Source organism: Escherichia sp. E2748 (genome assembly GCF_005781125.1).
GTDB lineage: Bacteria > Pseudomonadota > Gammaproteobacteria > Enterobacterales > Enterobacteriaceae > Escherichia.
Genome location: NZ_VATP01000005.1, coordinates 204,373 through 222,849, shown reverse-complemented (window position 1 = coordinate 222,849; position 18,477 = coordinate 204,373). Strand labels below are relative to the sequence as shown.

The window sequence follows — 18,477 nt, the reverse complement described above, 5'->3', positions numbered from 1 at the left end:
AACAATTTGGTGAGGTGTCCGAGTGGCTGAAGGAGCACGCCTGGAAAGTGTGTATACGGCAACGTATCCGGGGTTCGAATCCCCGCCTCACCGCCATATTCTGAGAAGAGCTCGTACGAAAGTACGGGCTTTTTTTTCGCATGTGACCCGTCCTGGCGGGGTGAGAAGCCCGGACCCGGGTTCGACAACTGGCGGCAGCCAGTTGGACAGACCGCGAACGCAGTGAACGGGCTGCCCGCAGGGCGAGCGAAGCGAGTCAATCCCCGCCTCACCGCCATCTTCTAAGAAGAGCTCGTACGAAAGTACGTGAAAATCAGTGGCTGATTACTATACCCACTAGTCGTAGGATACGGCAAATATGGCTTTGCTTTGGACTTCTCCAGGCTGTAGTGCTTCCTCCTTCACGCGGACATATTTCGCGGTAATCGGGAAGGTGTACTGATTCTCAATGGCCGCCATTTTAGTTAGTTTGTTCATCAGAGTATCGCCCAGTTTTAACGGTGTCGTTGCGTTACCATTATAAATCTGGAACCCAACCCCCTTAGCACCATTAAGCGATGTGTTTTTCAGAATGGTTCCACTATCATCCCATTCACCGCGCGCAACTTTAAAAGTCACAGGATTAGTCGTGACGTTATAAACACTGTCACAATTTAAAACCAGATCTATAGAACCTGATTTTGTGTTATTGGCAGATTGCATCTCACTTATCGTTGTTTCTGGCATTCTTATTTCGTAAGTCGGTTGCGAGAAACTACAGGTTGTAGGTTTGTGTTTGATGCTAAATTCTATATTCTGAGTATAAGAAACATCACTATTTAGTCGCCCAGAAAACCAACAATAAAGCCATGATATGATATTATTATTGCAAGAGTTATCTGTTAGTATGCTAATAGCGGGGCGCGGGATGGTTATCTTGTCGATATTGGTGGTTATTGTATGGTCTACTTTACTCGTTGGTGCAACATATTCTGCCTTAAGAGTGAATGGCTTGGTATTTATAACATCCTGAGTGTTATATTCTTTTGGAGAAGCACCCAAGGAATCAGTTCCAGTAGAAACAGGAAAACCACTACTCTCAAGGTTAAATTTCATAAAAATTGATTTCCCCGAATCCGACTCTCTAAGTTCAACGATATAATCTTTTAACGGTGTTGCATAATACATTTTATCGCTTGTTGCATTACATGTGAACGTATCCACTAAGTTTGTATTAATCACAGCCGTTACCGTATCTTGTGCCATATCTAGTTCTATCGTTTGGCTTGCTGTTGTATTAGGCCCCAAGGTACATTTAGCCTGTCCCAAAAATGGCAAAGCCAGTAAAAACAAAAACCAATATTTCTTCATAAACAAATCCTTTAACGACAAATATAAACTTTATTCTCATCAATAACGTTATCAAAGGTAATAGTGCAGAATTGTTCCTGCTGTTTATTAACCGAGACGCGAATCGACGCGGGAACATCATTGGTGCGAATAAATATCCGGCTTCCCTGTCCTACTAAGCCCACATTGTTGCCGCTTTCATCTTCAACCTCATAACCAAACGGCAACGGAGAGCCATCAGGGCGTTGGGAGATGAAATACCAGGGCTTGCGTTTATCAGTCTCAAACTGCGTCATCACTACCGCCCCACGATAAGGAACGGTGTTTTTACGGTTACCCAGTAGCGCCACATCGCTTTTACTGTCGGCAATATCCAACATCAACGTATTTTCACGATACGGCGTCAGGTTGTCATAAATAGCGTAGCCTCTGCTATCCGTGGTCAGGTAACGATATCCCTGCACCGCCGCTCCCTCCAGTCCCGGCGCTTTGACGATGGCGAACGTATCGGAAAGTCTGGGAGCCAGTGCCACCCCGTCCGACCACGCGACTAAACCGCCTTGAATATTACCGCTAACTTGTTGATATCTTTTCGACTGGCTATAGCTGCCACCAATAGTCGCCAATGGCGCACGCCAGGTCAGGTTTCCACCTGCTGTTGTTTCGCTGCCCTGGTGTTGATGGCTTAAGTTAGCCCCGTAGCTGAACTGATCGCGACTCCCCGCTACACCGCTGAGGCTGGTATTATTCGACCGATAGCCGTCTTTATCAAAAGTGGTCGAGTTAGAAACAAATAAATCTCGTCGTTTTTCAGTGATTCCATCGCCCCACGAGAAGGGAATTGAGAAATATAAGTTAATGCGTCTATCTTCGCGGTTATCTTCATCGTAGGTCTGGCTAACAGACAAGGTATAACTAAGGCGTTCCCAGGAGTTCGAATAGCTGAGTTGATAATCTTTCTCTGTCCCGCTGCGTTCCCAATAATCCCGCCATTGACCGCTGACCGACAGATATCCCCAATTTTCCGGTAATGACTGGTTTATATTTACAGAAAAGCTGTTCTTACGACCAAAATCGTACTGATAATAGTCGGCGATATCATAAACTGAGTCATCTTCTCGATTATAGCTTTTCCTGTTATTTGCCCAGACGTGATCGTTAAAAGTACGATAATCTCGAGAAGAATAACGCCAGGCCGCCAGCGAAAATTGCGTTCCACTTTGAGAGAGATATTTGTTCCAGGCAATCTGATAACTTTGACCATTAAACACATCACCGTTATCTTGTTCACTGTGGGAATGGGTAAAATCAACCGATACAGCACCAATCGGTGTATTCCATCCCGTGCCGAGAACAAACGATGAGTAATTATCAGACAACTGCGTGCCAGCATAGAGTGTCAGCAAATTATTAAGGCCATACTGATAGCTTCCCTGAATAAAATCTGACTGATCGCTGGCTCCCTCAATACGACTACGTCCGGCAGCAAATTCATATTTCGAAACGCCCGGTTGCAACATATTTGGTACAGATGAATAAGGTACACGATAACGCGACACCGAACCGTCAGCTTCTTTAACGGTTACTTCCAGATCTGCACCACCACCAGCAAGTTGCAAATCATCAATGGCGAATGGACCTGGCGGAACCTCTTTCTGGTAAACCACAAAGCCATTTTGTTCGATAGTGACAAGTGCGTTACTTTGGGCAACACCACGCACCACTGGAGTAAAGTTCTGTTTAGAGTTCGGCAACATCTGCATATCGCGCCACAGGCGTACACCGCGAAAACGCACGGAATCAAAAACATCAGAACCGGTATACATTTCACCAGCACGCAATGTGCCAAGAATCTGTGGAATTCCGCGCTCCAGATATAACGTGTTACTCTTCCATTTACCGCTGCTCTCGTCACTTTTCGTATAATTGGCATTTGAATGCAACTGCCAGCCCAGAAGATTCAAACCACTATTCAGATTTAAATAGCTACTTTTATTATCTCCTCCGTGCTTATAATTACTGTAATACTGACTGGCATAATAAGACGTATATAATGCGTTAATCCCGCGATCCCATGCCTCAGGCGGGACATATCCGCGTTCATACTCAACGACATAGGCCTGGGGTACACTTAACTTCAGGTTAAAATGCCCAATATCATAGTCAACGCTGCCGCCCTGTACCGCTTCCCGAAGTGGTACACATTCTACACTTTTATCGATATTAATGCCTTCAGTGAGGATACCTATTTGCTTTAACTGCTCCCAGGATAAACATGTTGCATCCGGATCATCTTTAATATCGACATTATAATGTCCGCGCCACTGATTATTCAGGTAAACATCCATATCATAGATACCAGGCATCGGCTTATCACTATCAATATGATAGTCAGAAATTTTTTCCCCATTTAATCCGCCAATCATAAAATGGGTGTCAAATGTTTCATCTTCCGCCCATGCAGGAGAAGTAGCCAACACCGACAGGATAGCCAGCGTAATAGAATTAAGTTTAGACATAATCAATCCCTGATCTATTTGACGGTTTTTACTTTTTCACTCAAATAGTTTCCATTATCATCAATAAGTGTAATTGTATATTGATTGATGGCTGAGGCTGTGGTTATAGTCTTATCTGACCAGGGGGCTAATAACAACGTTTCCTTATTTATCTTTGCATTCCCGGTAAACTCAGGAATAGTTATCCAGTTTGCGGAGTTGTTTTTGATATTAACACCGCCATTGGCATGTTTAATACTCAGACGACGAAAACTTTCTTTATCCACGCCAGTAAGCCCTTCAGGGCGGTAGATAAATTTAATACGGTTTTGCATGGCGAATTTAATGCCATTCTTATCTTCTAATTCGGGGCAATTAGGTGGGATGTCTAGCACATTGAGGAAGAACAGGCTTTCGCGATCTTTTGGTAGTGTATTCGCCAATTTTTTGATTTTGAGTTGTTGCCCTTCCCCCCCTTTTACGTGAGCGACCGGTGGCGTCAACACAAACGGAACATGAATTTTTTCTGGGGGTAGGCTGGTATCGCCATCATCAATCCATGACTGAACCAGGGCGCTACGATTACCTTCATTCATTAACTGAACGGTAATCTCTTTTTTCTGTTCTGGATAAATAACACGAGTGCCGTAGATATAGACACCCCCCCACGCAGGCGTGACCATGCCGGCCAGCAAGAAGGCTATAAATTTTTTCATGATAACAATCCTTGTTATTGAAAATCGGCGACCGAAGCCGCCGATAAACACGGTATTAATCTGTCACGACAGTCATTGTCAGGGCAGATTTAACATCACCCGGGGTCACTGTTTCACCAGACTTTGCATATTTTGCACTAAAGTTAAGCGTATACAAACCATCCACACCTTGTCCATTTAATTCAATAACACCATCCTTTGTGATTTTCTCTTCGTTACCATTATTAACATAATAGACAGCAAACCCTGCGCCATTATCCGAAGCAGTATTAACCGTAATATTGTTATTAGAGTCAATGAATTGAGAACTGGAAAACGTAATTCTTGGCGTTTTATCTCCAACACATTGAACTTTTAGAGGCACGGTAGTTGTATTTGAATAAGTATCAACGGTATTGCCAACAGCTACATTTTCAAATTGATCAGCACCAATTTCGTTCATAGCAATGGTTGCAGTACTACCGTCGATAAATTGACAAGTAGTTCCTGCAACTTTACCGGTAATAATCAACTCGCCCTGTTGATTCCCTTCTGCAAAAGCCCCTGCGCTCATAAAAAGAGAAGATAATACTGCAACTGCAATAATTGAACGTTTCATAGTCTATTCCTTAACTAATTTATTCCAGGTGATTAAGAGTCTTTGTCCTCTCGGAAATGAATTTCGCAAATTACATTTGCTATCGCAATGTAAACAAGTTGTTTTCGTGATTCAAATCAAATTATAAAAAATACATAACAAACAAAAAATACCCATAAAAATATTCACCTTGTTTACTATTCGGCATTATTTGATGTCTTTGCACGGTAGATTAATACGTATAATTAATTGCGGGTTGTTTATTTTAAATAAATATCCGTATACTGATGACAATGTTAGGTATTGAACTCTTTATTCTATTTCCAGCCAGAAATAGGCTTTTCAATAGACAAAAAGACCTGACGGTAAGGCCAGGTCTTTTATACATTACATTACAACTAACCAATCAAAACCAGGGAATTGTAGCGGTTGCGCTTAATCCATAACTACTGAATACCCCTTTAACCGGTTCTGTACGCAAATCCCCGTGTCGGATAAACAACTTGAACTGTTGCTGACTCGACAAACTCTTCATATTAAGAAAAGGTAAGTCGGTCCGCTGTTCAGCTTGCGTCGCCAGTCGCTCAATCGCCTGTTCTTCAGTAAGCCAGCCTTTTTTCACTGAACGCCTTAACAGACGCTGGGGGTTACTTTTAACCTGCACACGGCTTACGACTCGCCAGCCCTTTATTTCTGGAACGGGAGTGACAGGTGAACATTGGCAATAGTCCGTTAGTCCTTTACGCCACGCTGAGGCTTCAAGCGCCTGTAATGTCTGGGCGCTACCATGCAAGCGTAAACGCGCTCCTGGCATAACATTTACGTCCGGGAAACTTACGCCGATATCGCCTTGCCCTCTTGCACCTAATGCCCGATGCAGTTTGGCAACTAACGCCGCCATCAACATTTCGCTCGAAAATTCAGGATCTGGCAGAACGCGGATCTCAAGGTAGTGATCCATTGGCAGCTCCTTATTCCGATTTCTCACCAAAGACACCGCCGCGGATCAGCACAGCCATCACGTAGTGCTGCTGCTCAACGTCTGGTTTCATCCCTTTCGTCACCCAATTGTCCAGTAAGGTATAAAAGTCGAGTTTTTCTTTCGGTTGACGGCAGGCCACACCGCGACTGGTTACAGAACCGTATGGTTCCACGGCGATAGCACCTAATTCATCCACTTTTGGATGCCAGGTATCGATGGTACGTAAAGCATTGCCAATCTTCTGAGAGTGGATACCGGCAATGCCAGCCACCTGGTATAACACGCGACTTTTGCTACTGTTACTGTCGAGTACCAGATCCTGCGACGGGAAAACTTCTTGCCCGGCGCCAAGACGGACCTGCGCTTCAACGGTAAGCATCACCCACTCTTTTCCGCTCAATCCTTGTTCAATCGTTGCCGCCAGTTTCGTGACGCTACTCTGGCCCTGATCAAATTGACGTAAAGAGAAGTCATGGCTGTTAAAAGTCCATGATTTGTCGTTAGCGGTGACTTTCACCTGAATTTGCTCGGCACCGATACGGTTACGCCACAGAAAACGGCCATTTGCCAGATTCAGGGCATAGCGAAGCGCCAGTTCTTTAAAGCCATGTTCGCTGATATAACCTTCAATAACGTCAGAAAGCACCTCCTGATAGGCCATATCATTACATACTGAAGGTGAGGATAAATTACCCAGCACGCGCAGCGTAAACATCACTTTTAGCGTATCCGCATCTACCGGAAGCGCTGCCACATCTACCCGCTGCAAGTTGGCTTTTTGGATTTCTGCATTCAGCTTTAACGCATTACTGGAAATTGCATCTTTCAGGCGATTGGAGATGGTTCCGCGAACCGCTTTCTCCTGAATCTCAATAGGTTGCCATTCATTTCCTTGCCAGTTACCTGCGTACATCACCGCGTCAGAGGTTGCCAGTTTGCGCTCAAATGCCAGTACCGACGCCGTTTTTATTGTTACAGGAGCCTTTGCCATAATTATGTCCTTATTCTGTATCGTCATCTTCATTAGTAATAGGGTCGTCAACGACTGGTATTGCCGAGCAATAGTAGCCAGTGTCCGTTGTACGGTAACGCCACATCAGCGGTTGCAAGCCAGTAATACGATGTAATCCGCGCCATTCGCCAATGCCATAAACTGCTTCGGCAAAGGCAAATGGTGTTGAGGTATCGCGCGCATTTTCAACTTCACCGGGTGCGTAAACAGGAGAAATGCGTTGGTAGCCACACATTAACGGTACCAGGAAACCAGGCATTGGCTTCGGCTGGTATACCCATTGTGCGCTGTTGTCTTCTGCCGGAGATTCGGCCTGATATTTAACGGCAGCAAAATCAAGCCAGGCATCAAGCAACGATATATCGGGATGTTGTTGGTGATGATCAGCCAGCCATTCACTGCGATCGTAAAGCGCATAGCCAGGCATTAAACGCCAGATGATTTTACGCAGTTGCTTTTCATCTTCAGGGGCATGAAAAAGCTGTGGTTCGCGCATGTCAACAATGCTGCCGCCCGCCAGTTTGTGGCTCTGGCAGAGCATTTTCAGATGGTCGCAAAGAGCTTTTCTGCCATATTCACCATTGGTAATTTCGCCATTACATTCAATCAGCAGAGAAACCGTCAGGTGCATACGGCCCTCTTCATTGAACGAGGCGGTTTTACCTTCTCTGGTTAATGGGTTACGGGTGAGAGCGAATTGAAAATCGCGCCCGGAGCTGTACGCCTGAATATGCTGTTCATGGCTTACTACCGCACAACCGTCAAAACTTACGCCAAATTCATCCACGACTTTTCGAGAAAGCGCATGGACATAACCGAGAAAATGGGTCATCGACGGGAATCCCCAGGTCAACCCGGAGACGGCGTTAGCGTTTTCGATGCGTACATGGGGTAACAAGAGCAGATAACTCATTTCAGCGCCTCCTGCAAAACGGCTTCCATTTCACGCATCCGTTGAGTAAACAGGGACTGACTGCGCCACTCCCTTTGCTCGACAGCACCGACATCGAAACGGGCTTTTTTCAGGCGATAGTTCAGCCAGCGCGCGAAATCATCGGCTACCGTCTCTTGCCAATCATTTTTCTCACGTTCCAGTTTGAAAGTCTCATCTGAGAGGCTTCGCCACGGGTCCAGCCAAAGTTGTTGGTGGCGAGGTAAGTCTGGTGATTGCGCGGACCATCCCTGCCATTTTTCTTGCTGAAATGAAGACGCCTGCATGAACAGCAAATCAATCAACTCGTCAATATATTTCGCCCGCGCAGTACGGATATGAACATTGTTTATGTCAACCTTCAGCAGGTAAGTCATCCGGGCTATGATGCCTGAAGCCGCCCGATTGAAATCGCCGCGTAGGGAAAAAATACTGCGCATGTTTTGTGGTGCGCGATCCAGCGTCTCCCAGGTAGGTGGCATTGATGGCAACAGCCAGACACGGCCACCACGCACACTATTGAGCAGAGAAATATTCTGCGGTTTTGTGCCACCAAAATGCATTTCGGCAAGATTAGGAAACCGGATATCTGGCTGAGAGTGCCATTTTCCTGCTTTGCGGGCATCGCGAATGGCTTTCGATTCCTCACTAAAGCGAACAGCCGTTAGCTTTTCATACATCGCCTGCGCCAGTGAACTGGAAAACAGCGGGCAGAGCAGATGATAGCCATCATCGACAGGGAAATAGATTTGCTTCGAAAGTTTATGCGCTTTAATCCACTCCGAAGCATATGCTTCACTAAAGCATTCAACCCATTGTTTTAATTGTTCAACATCCAACGCAAAAGCATTTAATGATTGATAATCGCCACGTTTTAAACTGGCGAGTAATGAATCACCGTTGACTTTCGTTAGCAGTAGCTTTGCAACATCAAAAACGGCTGCGTTACCTTCTGCATCCTCTTTAATAATTGCCAGTGATGCTGTATTTAAATATCCTTCGCTGACGAATTTCTCCAAATAACGTCCATATGCTTTGGAGTCACCATTACTATATTTTGTCCCGTGGGAGATTATCCTTATAGTACGAACACGCTTTGCCGCATCCGTTAACCAGTTACGTGGCAGGTAGCGTGCTTCGAGTTCCTGTCGCTCCAGAGCGATAACGCTGGCGTCCTCGCCCTGCTCCAGTCGCTTTGCTGCTTCTTTTTCAAAGGCTTCGATTTTGGGTTGCCTTCGCGAAGCGATGTAGTCAGTAATAAATTGTATTAGCGCCGTTTTTTCCATCTCGGCTCCTTTCGTTAATCCATCAAATTGAAGTTGCTCCCTGACTTCACTGAAAAATCTCCGTAGCCCAACCAGGCTTCAGTACAACGACACACACAGCAAAAGGGGCAACGCCCGTGGTGATAATCATGGATAGTTCACCTAGAGGTATCTACGTTTCAATCTAGTTAAACCCATGCAATAACCAAGAGTAATATTACCATGCATAAAATATTTGCCACACAATGGTTTAATAACTAACATTCACGCACTGCCATCGGCAGCTAAGAAATAGAGGTATCTCCGGATACGGACTTGTAAACTGCCGTACAGGCAGCTAGCGCCCCATCACAGGTTGCGAAACACACCTAACCAGGGGTGATAACGCCAGTCATCGACCGCATCTTCTTCACTGGCCGGTACTCTCACTTCAGCAAACATTTCTCCAACACGCTGTATTTCACAACCTTGCTTATCAGCTAAATTCAACAAAACGTGTTGGTAATCCATCACGCCCCAGCAAGCGACGCCGCTGGCGCATCTCACCTCTTCTCGCCTGAAATTCCCTTGCGCTTTACGCTCGTTGTCGCCCGTGCGGGAATAGAAACGCGCTTCGCTTTCTTCATCATCCATATGCAGAAAAAACACCGCCTCCGGCAAAGGGGAATATCGAAATGGCGTCTGGCGCTGCATCCAGCCGTTCCAGCTTAGCGGTGCACGCCACCATTGCGCCGCCACCACATGTTTGCTTTTACTGCTCATCAATTCGGCGGATAAACGACTATGTTCAAGATCAGCCAGTTTGTTGTCATTATTGGCAGACAGGATCCGCGGCAAGGCGTTAATCGTCCGGTAGTCCGCGATCGGAATCAGTTCGCAAATATCGTGGCTATCCAGCAAGTGTTCTTTTGTTTCGAAACCAGGCTTACAAAATGCGGGGGCTTTTTTCTGCAATGATTTGATATTGCTACGCAAAATAACTAGATTCTCACTGGTCGGCACATTTCTACGGTGGCGCTGAATACGTCCGGCAAATTGAATAATCGAACGCATGGAGCTTGGTTCAATAATTCCCCAGTCCGCATCCCAGTCACGCCCCACTTCTATAACCGATGTCCCCAACACCACAAAAAGATGGTGCGATTCCGGACTGTTATGTAAGGCATCTGCGATATCTTCGTTGCTCCAGAAATCGAGTTCGTTATGACGAGTAAAAGCGCGATCCAGCCGCTTCTCAATATCTGAACGCACCGCCAGCGGGTGTCGGGAGTGGTAAACACAGTAATGAATGCAGACATCTTCTGGTGAAGGAATGGCAATCAGGGCTTTGGTCACCGCAACCAGTGGGTTGATATTCGCGAAACGCACCAGGCCAAGCGAAACGGTTTTACCGCTTTCGTGTCGCTGGCGATGCGCCTGATGCAACTTCAGCATTTGCGTATGCACCGTCTGGGCCACACTTTCGGTAACGTCTTGTATCGCGCTTGATGCAGATGAAATTGAAGCTACACGCCCGAAATGCAGTCGCTCTTTTTCAGCCAGCATCACCGCTCGCCGTGCAACAAATTTGGCATGTGCATCACGAAACCCAGGCCCGTCGCAAATGTGCGTTGCATCAGCATCTTTTTCATCAAACCAGGCACAGCAGATATTGACGGGCCTACCGTTGGTACCACAAGACGTCTGCCACATTTTACGCCCGGCGAGATAAGCCGCGAACAACGCCTGAATCAGCCCTGGAGGTAGCGTCGCCGAGGAAAGTAATACCCGCGCTCCCAGCATCCCGGCCCAGTTAATCAAACGACATACCGCATGAAGATCGGCAATATCAAAGTCATCAGGTTCGTCGAGCACTAAATCGCTGGTTAACAGGCGCAACATCGCCGGAAGCTGTTTCCCGCCACGCACACCCTCGGTCGCAGAAATAAGATGATCAATCGTCGAGACCAGAATCGGCGCGGTCACTAACTCCTTAAGTTTGCTGTCATCCTTCAACCATTTTTCCAGCGCCCCGGTATGCAGGCTGCCTTCGTACTTAACGAACTGTTGCTCCTCTGTTGGCGACTCTTGTGAAGCACTTCCGTAATCATTGTCTATTTTTTCCTGCTGCCACAGTTGCTTAACTGCCGACGAACCAATCAGTACCGCCAGCTCATCCTCACCCAGTCCAAGCCGACTGCGCAGAGCATCGCCGGTTTGCAAAGTCAGCGTGCGCAATCCCAGCGCAACGGTAAAGCGGCACCCTTCTCGCTCGTCGGCAAGTGCATACATAATGCGGGCGTTCGCAAAGGTTTTACCACACCCCGTCGAGGCCATATTGACGCCGAAAAATCCCTCTTCCCGACTTCGTTCACGTAGCGCTCGCGCCACATCCCAGGCTTTATCTTGCCAGCGATATTTCACATCTGTGACCCGCTGGCTAAAACCTTTATGTCGGGCAATTGCCGGAAGCGATGCCCGTGTGTGCATCAGTTGCCGCCCAAGCAGATACGCATGATGCGCGACGCCCACAAGGTGCTCGTCTACCCGTTGTTTGAGCGTGCCGCTTTGGCGATCGCTATTTGCCCAGACGATATATTCCGGGTCCTGCCATTTTTGCTGCGCGTCATTAGATGAATAGTAGTGATCGGCAAGCATCAGGCAAAAACGCGCCATATGTAAGGGGAACAACTGTTCCATCTGCCCGTATGTCTTTAAACCGAGCGCGTTGCTTGCCCGGCGAGAAATCTGACGCGCTTTTTCCCGCCAGCTCGCGCTTTGAAGCGGCGTTCCTGACGGAAACTGCCAGACTTGCTCAAAATCCTGTTGCGTCCAGTCATTTTTGCGGTGGTTAACGGCATTCCAGTCAGCATTCAGTTGCTTCTCCAGCCAACTTTCACACCCTTTGCATGATTGTTCCGGCTGTGGAGAAAGATTCTCCGGCATTCGATGATGGGAAAGGATCAGCCAACCTACCGTCCTGGCTAGCGGTTGCAGCGAACTGAATGGACTATTTGAAAAATGAGGCGTGTCTTTTTGCAGACGTTCAAGAATCGCAACTTCATCATCTGCCGTTAATTCCCCGAGTTTCTCCAGCCACACATCGTCTGGCTGTTCACCAACAAACGCCTGAAAGAGCCGCAGTGAGATCCATTCATGCCGATAAGGTTGATAACTGCGTGCGCTCTTATGGGTCAGGCTTTGCTGAAAGCTGCGTCCTGCTTTACCAAAATCATGAAACAACCCGGCGATAGCCGCCAGCAGCGCAATGCTCTCCGCGCATTGCCAGCGATTTTCTTCTTTGTTCACCAGGCTGGTTTGGGTTGTTCGATTCGTGGGAACGCGTCCCTGTGCATTAAAACGACGAATATTACCCACAATCCACATCAACTCCATTTGCCCGTTCTTTTTCAGCCAGTGACATGCCACTGCGGTATTTCGCCTGGCAGTTTTGCGCAGTAAACGGCGGAGTGTATTAACGCCTTCCAGAGTAATCACTGTTTGCCATGCGGCATCACCGGTGCGTTCAGCAAACTGATCAATAATACGGCAGCTTTCCACGCGGGCGTTTTTTGTACAGCGCGAGATAATCAGAACATTCATTGATCAGCCTTAGCCAGTGCCTGGGCCGTATCTTGCAAAGAGGTGATCATGACATCCAGCGCATCCGCTTGTTGAAAGATATTGATGCAGCGTTGACGAAACTCCTGAGCATCTTCTCCCGCCATTGCGGCAATAAATGCTTGTGGCATAACCAGGGCATCTTTAATCAGATCGGCAAGGTCAAAAACGAGGCCACCGCGACGTGTTTTACCGTGCATTACTGCTAAACCGTGCGGGATCCCGGTTACCCACGCTGCCACTGCTGCCAGCCCATAAGCCAGATAATTACCCTGATCGAGGAAGCGGTTAGCCATATCAATCCCACCGCCCCGTTTTGCGCGAGTAAAGTCGCCATAGCCCACGGTTTGGCTCACCATTTTGTAGAGTGCTTTGGTCAATTTGGCCTCTACGAGCATAAGCTGCGTATGGTTTTCCGCCGCGTCTATTTCTTCACGAGTACGATTTAGTAGGGTCTGCAGTGCATTAGCATCAGGCTGAAAGGCGTGTTCACGCTGCATTTTCGCGCTGGTCCAGTGCTTATCGATATGTGTCAGGCGGATTAACTGAAAACGTTTCGCGGCGGCAAGTCGTTTATCTTCAGCAAACCAAAAAGACACCCACTGCTGAAGATATTCTGTAGGGCGATATTCACTTTGCGGACTGAGCCAGGAGACATCAACTTTATTTGCCGAATACAGCGGCGTGCCATCCGTACCACAAAAACCCACCATCACCCCGGCATGGGCAAATTCACGCATCGCCGCCTGAGTAACGGATGTTCCCATCCCCAACATCAATGCCGTGGTATTCGCAATGGGGATATTCCAGTAGTACGACTCCTTACCTTCACTGGTAACATATTCCACTCGCCCACCATTCACCTGCACCCGGCATTTTTCCAGATAATAAATATTGGCGCGTTTAGAGTGGAGAATGGTTTTGAGGTCAGATGGAGTAAGGTAATTGGAAGACATAAACACATCCTGTGATTATTTTTATTTGAAGGAGTTAGGATTAGTACAACATTGATTTCTGTGCGAGAAATTGATTTCTATCGCAATTATCACAATTGTTATTGCGTGTTGTGGCTAATGGTTCGGAGTTGAGAACGCCATAACGCAGCTAAATTTCTGCCATCATCGTATTTGTGAAACTGCCTGTACGGCAGTGAACGATGTATCTGACCCCGATTACATTGCTCAACATTTCTAAGCTGCCTGTGCGGCAGTGAACCGGCAGCAGCCAGCTCCGGGACAGAAACTACCTTTCTAAGCTGCCTGTACGGCAGTGAACGCCCGAATTCGCGAGAAAGGCCTGAATGTAGATTTCTAAGCTGCCTGTACGGCAGTGAACTTACTGACGAGAGCTGGAGTAAGCGTCATGGTTTTCTAAGCTGCCTGTACGGCAGTGAACATCAATCGGGCAGCGCTGCGGGTCAATCAACTTTTCTAAGCTGCCTGTACGGCAGTGAACTTGGGCGATATTAATGATCCGGGTGCCACCCTTTTCTAAGCTGCCTGTACGGCAGTGAACTGGCCAGCTCGGTGAAAACGGCGTCGCCGGTTTTTCTAAGCTGCCTGTACGGCAGTGAACGTTTATCTCTATCACGCGTATCTCGCGTACATTTTCTAAGCTGCCTGTACGGCAGTGAACGGTTTCAGCTAATCAATGAAATCGCGCGGACATTTCTAAGCTGCCTGTACGGCAGTGAACCATTAATTTGTTCACGGGCCTCATCCGTGTATTTTCTAAGCTGCCTGTACGGCAGTGAACTCTTAAAGTAGTTGCTGTTTAGGCCGTGTTGTTTTCTAAGCTGCCTGTACGGCAGTGAACGTGGTATTGCGATTTAGTGGGTGGCACTGAAGTTTCTAAGCTGCCTGTACGGCAGTGAACTGGGTTTTGTGGGTACGGACTTTGTTCTTAATTTTCTAAGCTGCCTGTACGGCAGTGAACGCCGAATCTCGGCGCGACGGCACCCGCCACCGTTTCTAAGCTGCCTGTACGGCAGTGAACTTCGTCCAGTAGTTGCACGTTTACAGCGAAACTTTCTAAGCTGCCTGTACGGCAGTGAACAAAAATCGGACTTGAGCTGTTCGGCCCGAACTTTTCTAAGCTGCCTGTACGGCAGTGAACTCAAATACTACACGTTTAGCCCGTTGTTAATAAAGCAAAACCATCTCATTTTCCTGCTGCAACCCTTTTTTATTCTTACCTTTCAGCAGCGTTAATTATCAACAACTTACCATCATCATCAAAAAAAGGGTCCGAACTTCCCCCACCCCATAAACAAAAAGTCCGTAACCTCTGACGAGATTACGGACTTCACCAACCTACTTAACAATCTGATTAATGCGCGGCTTCCGGTTTATGCTTTTGTGCACTCTGGAACCCGTAGGTCAGCTCATTTTTATCTTTATCCAGCGCGACTGTCACCTGGCCACCATCCACCAGCGAGCCAAACAGCAGTTCGTTAGCGAGCGGTTTTTTCAGGTTATCCTGAATCACACGAGCCATCGGACGTGCGCCCATCGCCCGGTCGTAACCTTTCTCAGCCAGCCAGTTACGCGCTTCCTGGCTCACTTCCAGAGAAACACCTTTCTGATCCAACTGAACCTGCAACTCGACGATAAACTTATCAACCACCTGGTGGATCACGTCTGTAGAGAGATGATCGAACCAGATAATGTTGTCGAGACGGTTACGGAACTCCGGCGTAAAGATCTTCTTGATCTCTTCCATCGCATCGGTGCTGTTATCCTGCTGGATAAGACCAATGGATTTGCGCTCGGTTTCACGCACCCCGGCGTTGGTGGTCATCACCAGTACCACGTTACGGAAATCGGCCTTGCGCCCGTTGTTATCGGTCAGCGTGCCGTTGTCCATCACCTGCAACAGAATGTTGAATACGTCCGGATGCGCTTTCTCGATTTCGTCCAGCAGCAGCACCGCGTGCGGATGCTTGATGACCGCATCGGTCAACAGACCGCCCTGATCAAAACCAACGTATCCTGGAGGCGCACCAATCAGGCGGCTGACAGTATGACGTTCCATATATTCGGACATATCAAAGCGCAGAAGCTCAATACCCAGTGCTTTGGAAAGCTGTACCGTCACCTCGGTTTTCCCGACCCCGGTTGGACCAGCAAACAGGAATGAACCAACAGGTTTATGTTCGTGACCTAAACCCGCACGCGCCATCTTGATGGCCTCGGTAAGCGCTTCAATGGCTTTATCCTGACCGAAGACCAGCATTTTCAGGCGATCGCCAAGATTTTTCAGCGTATCGCGGTCACTCTGAGAAACGCTCTTCTCAGGGATACGTGCAATACGGGCTACCACGGACTCGATATCCGCCACATTCACCGTTTTCTTGCGCTTGCTTACCGGCATCAAACGTGCGCGAGCGCCCGCTTCGTCGATAACGTCAATCGCTTTGTCCGGCAGATGACGATCGTTAATGTATTTCACCGCCAGCTCCACCGCCGCACGCACCGCTTTCGCGGTATAACGCACATCGTGGTGCGCTTCGTACTTCGGTTTCAGGCCATTGATGATTTGCACAGTTTCTTCGATCGACGGTTCAGTAATATCGATTTTCTGGAAGCGACGCGCCAGAGCACGGTCTTTCTCGAAAATGTTGCTGAACTCCTGATAGGTCGTCGATCCAATCACGCGAATTTTACCGCTGGAGAGCAACGGTTTGATCAGGTTGGCTGCATCTACCTGCCCGCCAGACGCTGCGCCCGCTCCAATGATGGTATGGATCTCATCGATAAACAGGATGCTGTTAGTATCCTGTTCCAGCTGCTTGAGCAACGCTTTAAACCGTTTTTCAAAATCGCCGCGATATTTGGTGCCTGCTAACAGGGAGCCGATATCGAGAGAGTAAATCGTACAGTCAGCCATGATTTCCGGCACATCGCCCTGAACAATTCGCCAGGCAAGACCTTCAGCAATCGCAGTTTTACCGACGCCAGACTCCCCAACCAGCAGCGGGTTGTTTTTACGGCGGCGGCAGAGAACCTGAATGGCGCGCTCCAGTTCCTTCTCACGACCAATCAGCGGGTCAATTCCGCCCACGCGTGCAAGCTGGTTCAGATTAGTCGTGAAATTCTCCATACGGTCCTCCCCACCAGCTTGTTCTTCACTGCTCGGCTGGTTTCCTGGTTCAGAAGACTGAGATGGCTCGTCTTTACGCGTGCCATGAGAAATAAAGTTCACCACATCAAGACGGCTGACTTCATGTTTGCGCAACAGATACGCCGCCTGCGACTCCTGTTCACTAAAGATAGCGACCAGAACATTCGCACCGGTAACCTCACTGCGACCGGAGGACTGAACATGGAAGACCGCACGCTGCAATACACGCTGAAAACTCAAGGTCGGCTGCGTGTCGCGCTCCTCTTCACTGGCGGGCAGAACAGGTGTGGTTTGTTCAATAAAGGCTTCCAGTTCCTGACGGAGCGCAACCAGGTCCACGGAACACGCTTCCAGCGCCTCCCGGGCCGATGGGTTACTGAGCAATGCCAGTAACAAGTGCTCGACGGTCATAAACTCATGACGGTGCTCGCGCGCTCTGGCGAAAGCCATATTTAAACTGAGTTCCAGTTCTTGATTGAGCATAGGCACCTCCCCCAATTTTTATACCTGCATTCAGGCTTTTTCCAGCGTACACAGCAATGGATGCTCGTTCTCCCTTGCGTACTTGTTCACCATCGCCACTTTGGTTTCTGCAACCTCAGCGGTAAAGACTCCGCAAATGGCCTTCCCCTGGTAGTGAACAGCAAGCATCAATTGCGTTGCACGTTCTACATCATAAGAAAAGAATTTTTGTAACACGTCAATAACAAACTCCATTGGAGTGTAATCATCATTGACTAATATCACTTTATACATAGATGGCGGTTTTAGCGCGTCGCGAACTTTTTCTTCCGCCAGTTGATCAAAGTCCAGCCAGTCGTTCGTTTTACCCATTGTCAGTTATCATCTTCGGTTACGGTTACCGGCAGAACGCTCTGCCGCTGACAAGAGCGTATTTGCCTGACCAATCTACTCCACATGATAGATAATTATCATCTATCGTTGGTATAAGCGACATCAGTGACATTACTGTCAATAGCGTTAACTGCTTCAAATTTTTGATGCATACCTACCCCCTGGCCCCTGTCAAACGCTTGACGACTCGCCCCATTTCTCTAAATTGTATTTCAAGAGTTGGCGAGGTTTTGAACTGCCCCCTCTCTGACCCCGGTTTATTCCATCTTACTTATATAAGATTTGCGAAGGATGTCGAAGCATGGAAAAGGGTACTGTTAAGTGGTTCAACAACGCCAAAGGGTTCGGTTTCATCTGCCCTGAAGGCGGTGGCGAAGATATTTTCGCTCATTATTCCACCATCCAGATGGATGGTTACAGAACGCTAAAAGCTGGACAACCCGTTCAGTTTGATGTCCACCAAGGGCCAAAAGGCAATCACGCCAGTGTTATTGTGCCCGTCGAAGTAGAAGTAGCAGTCGCATAGCTCTTCTGTCTCATTGTGTACATCCTAAAGGCAAAATGCCAGCCCGATCGGCTGGCATTTTTAT

General features: G+C 47.8%; 14 protein-coding genes, 1 tRNA gene and 1 CRISPR repeat array. Of the genes, 2 read left to right on the top strand and 13 right to left on the bottom strand.

Translation table 11 applies throughout. From position 1 onward, the window contains the following. Positions 1 to 8 precede the first annotated feature (8 nt). Positions 9 to 96, top strand: a tRNA-Ser gene (locus FEK42_RS08850). A 240-nt stretch (positions 97 to 336) separates the two neighbouring features. Here FEK42_RS08850 and FEK42_RS08845 read toward each other — a convergent pair. The 13 genes from FEK42_RS08845 to FEK42_RS23010 all read right to left on the bottom strand — a co-directional run bounded on the left by FEK42_RS08845 (position 337) and on the right by FEK42_RS23010 (position 18,039). After that, positions 337 to 1,350 carry a fimbrial protein gene (locus FEK42_RS08845; RefSeq protein ID WP_135492117.1) on the bottom strand — a complete coding sequence of 338 codons (1,014 nt, stop codon included), beginning with the start codon at positions 1,348 to 1,350 and terminating at the stop codon, positions 337 to 339. Positions 1,351 to 1,361: 11 nt separating this feature from the next. Next, complete coding sequence (locus FEK42_RS08840) at positions 1,362 to 3,848, bottom strand: fimbrial biogenesis outer membrane usher protein (protein ID WP_135492115.1); 2,487 nt, start codon at positions 3,846 to 3,848, stop codon at positions 1,362 to 1,364. 14 nt (positions 3,849 to 3,862) lie between these two features. Next, positions 3,863 to 4,543 (bottom strand): fimbrial assembly chaperone, encoded by a 681-nt coding sequence (locus FEK42_RS08835; protein ID WP_138211800.1) that lies wholly within the window; start codon positions 4,541 to 4,543, stop codon positions 3,863 to 3,865. 55 nt (positions 4,544 to 4,598) lie between these two features. Further along, complete coding sequence (gene yehD / locus FEK42_RS08830) at positions 4,599 to 5,141, bottom strand: fimbrial protein YehD (protein ID WP_130205269.1); 543 nt, start codon at positions 5,139 to 5,141, stop codon at positions 4,599 to 4,601. A gap of 385 nt (positions 5,142 to 5,526) precedes the next feature. Further along, positions 5,527 to 6,081, bottom strand: coding sequence for a type I-F CRISPR-associated endoribonuclease Cas6/Csy4 (gene cas6f / locus FEK42_RS08825; protein ID WP_135492113.1), 555 nt, complete (start codon positions 6,079 to 6,081; stop codon positions 5,527 to 5,529). A 10-nt stretch (positions 6,082 to 6,091) separates the two neighbouring features. Then, on the bottom strand, positions 6,092 to 7,093 hold the full coding sequence (gene csy3, locus FEK42_RS08820; RefSeq protein WP_138211799.1) for a type I-F CRISPR-associated protein Csy3: 1,002 nt from the start codon (positions 7,091 to 7,093) through the stop codon (positions 6,092 to 6,094). A gap of 10 nt (positions 7,094 to 7,103) precedes the next feature. Further along, positions 7,104 to 8,027 carry a type I-F CRISPR-associated protein Csy2 gene (gene csy2, locus FEK42_RS08815; protein WP_135492111.1) on the bottom strand — a complete coding sequence of 308 codons (924 nt, stop codon included), beginning with the start codon at positions 8,025 to 8,027 and terminating at the stop codon, positions 7,104 to 7,106. Beyond that, on the bottom strand, positions 8,024 to 9,331 hold the full coding sequence (gene csy1, locus FEK42_RS08810) for a type I-F CRISPR-associated protein Csy1 (protein ID WP_135492109.1): 1,308 nt from the start codon (positions 9,329 to 9,331) through the stop codon (positions 8,024 to 8,026). Before csy1 ends, csy2 begins: the two co-directional genes overlap by 4 nt. 327 nt (positions 9,332 to 9,658) lie before the next feature. Further along, positions 9,659 to 12,892, bottom strand: coding sequence for a type I-F CRISPR-associated helicase Cas3f (gene cas3f / locus FEK42_RS08800; RefSeq protein WP_138211798.1), 3,234 nt, complete (start codon positions 12,890 to 12,892; stop codon positions 9,659 to 9,661). Continuing rightward, complete coding sequence (cas1f, locus tag FEK42_RS08795; protein ID WP_135492107.1) at positions 12,889 to 13,866, bottom strand: type I-F CRISPR-associated endonuclease Cas1f; 978 nt, start codon at positions 13,864 to 13,866, stop codon at positions 12,889 to 12,891. Before cas1f ends, cas3f begins: the two co-directional genes overlap by 4 nt. A 171-nt stretch (positions 13,867 to 14,037) precedes the next feature. Further along, positions 14,038 to 15,025: direct repeats of the CRISPR family, unit length 28 nt; unit sequence TTTCTAAGCTGCCTGTACGGCAGTGAAC. 213 nt (positions 15,026 to 15,238) lie between these two features. Then, complete coding sequence (clpA, locus tag FEK42_RS08790) at positions 15,239 to 17,515, bottom strand: ATP-dependent Clp protease ATP-binding subunit ClpA (RefSeq protein WP_131162174.1); 2,277 nt, start codon at positions 17,513 to 17,515, stop codon at positions 15,239 to 15,241. 30 nt (positions 17,516 to 17,545) lie between these two features. Then, entirely contained in the window at positions 17,546 to 17,866 is a 321-nt protein-coding gene (gene clpS / locus FEK42_RS08785; RefSeq protein WP_000520781.1) for an ATP-dependent Clp protease adapter ClpS, read from the bottom strand. 98 nt (positions 17,867 to 17,964) lie between these two features. Beyond that, positions 17,965 to 18,039: a hypothetical protein gene (locus FEK42_RS23010; protein ID WP_214251107.1), complete on the bottom strand. Its 75-nt coding sequence runs from the start codon at positions 18,037 to 18,039 to the stop codon at positions 17,965 to 17,967. A 149-nt stretch (positions 18,040 to 18,188) separates the two neighbouring features. On the opposite strand from FEK42_RS23010, the gene cspD reads away from it, so the two are divergent. Continuing rightward, positions 18,189 to 18,413: a cold shock-like protein CspD gene (gene cspD / locus FEK42_RS08780; RefSeq protein WP_064530179.1), complete on the top strand. Its 225-nt coding sequence runs from the start codon at positions 18,189 to 18,191 to the stop codon at positions 18,411 to 18,413. The last annotated feature ends 64 nt before the right edge of the window (positions 18,414 to 18,477 follow it).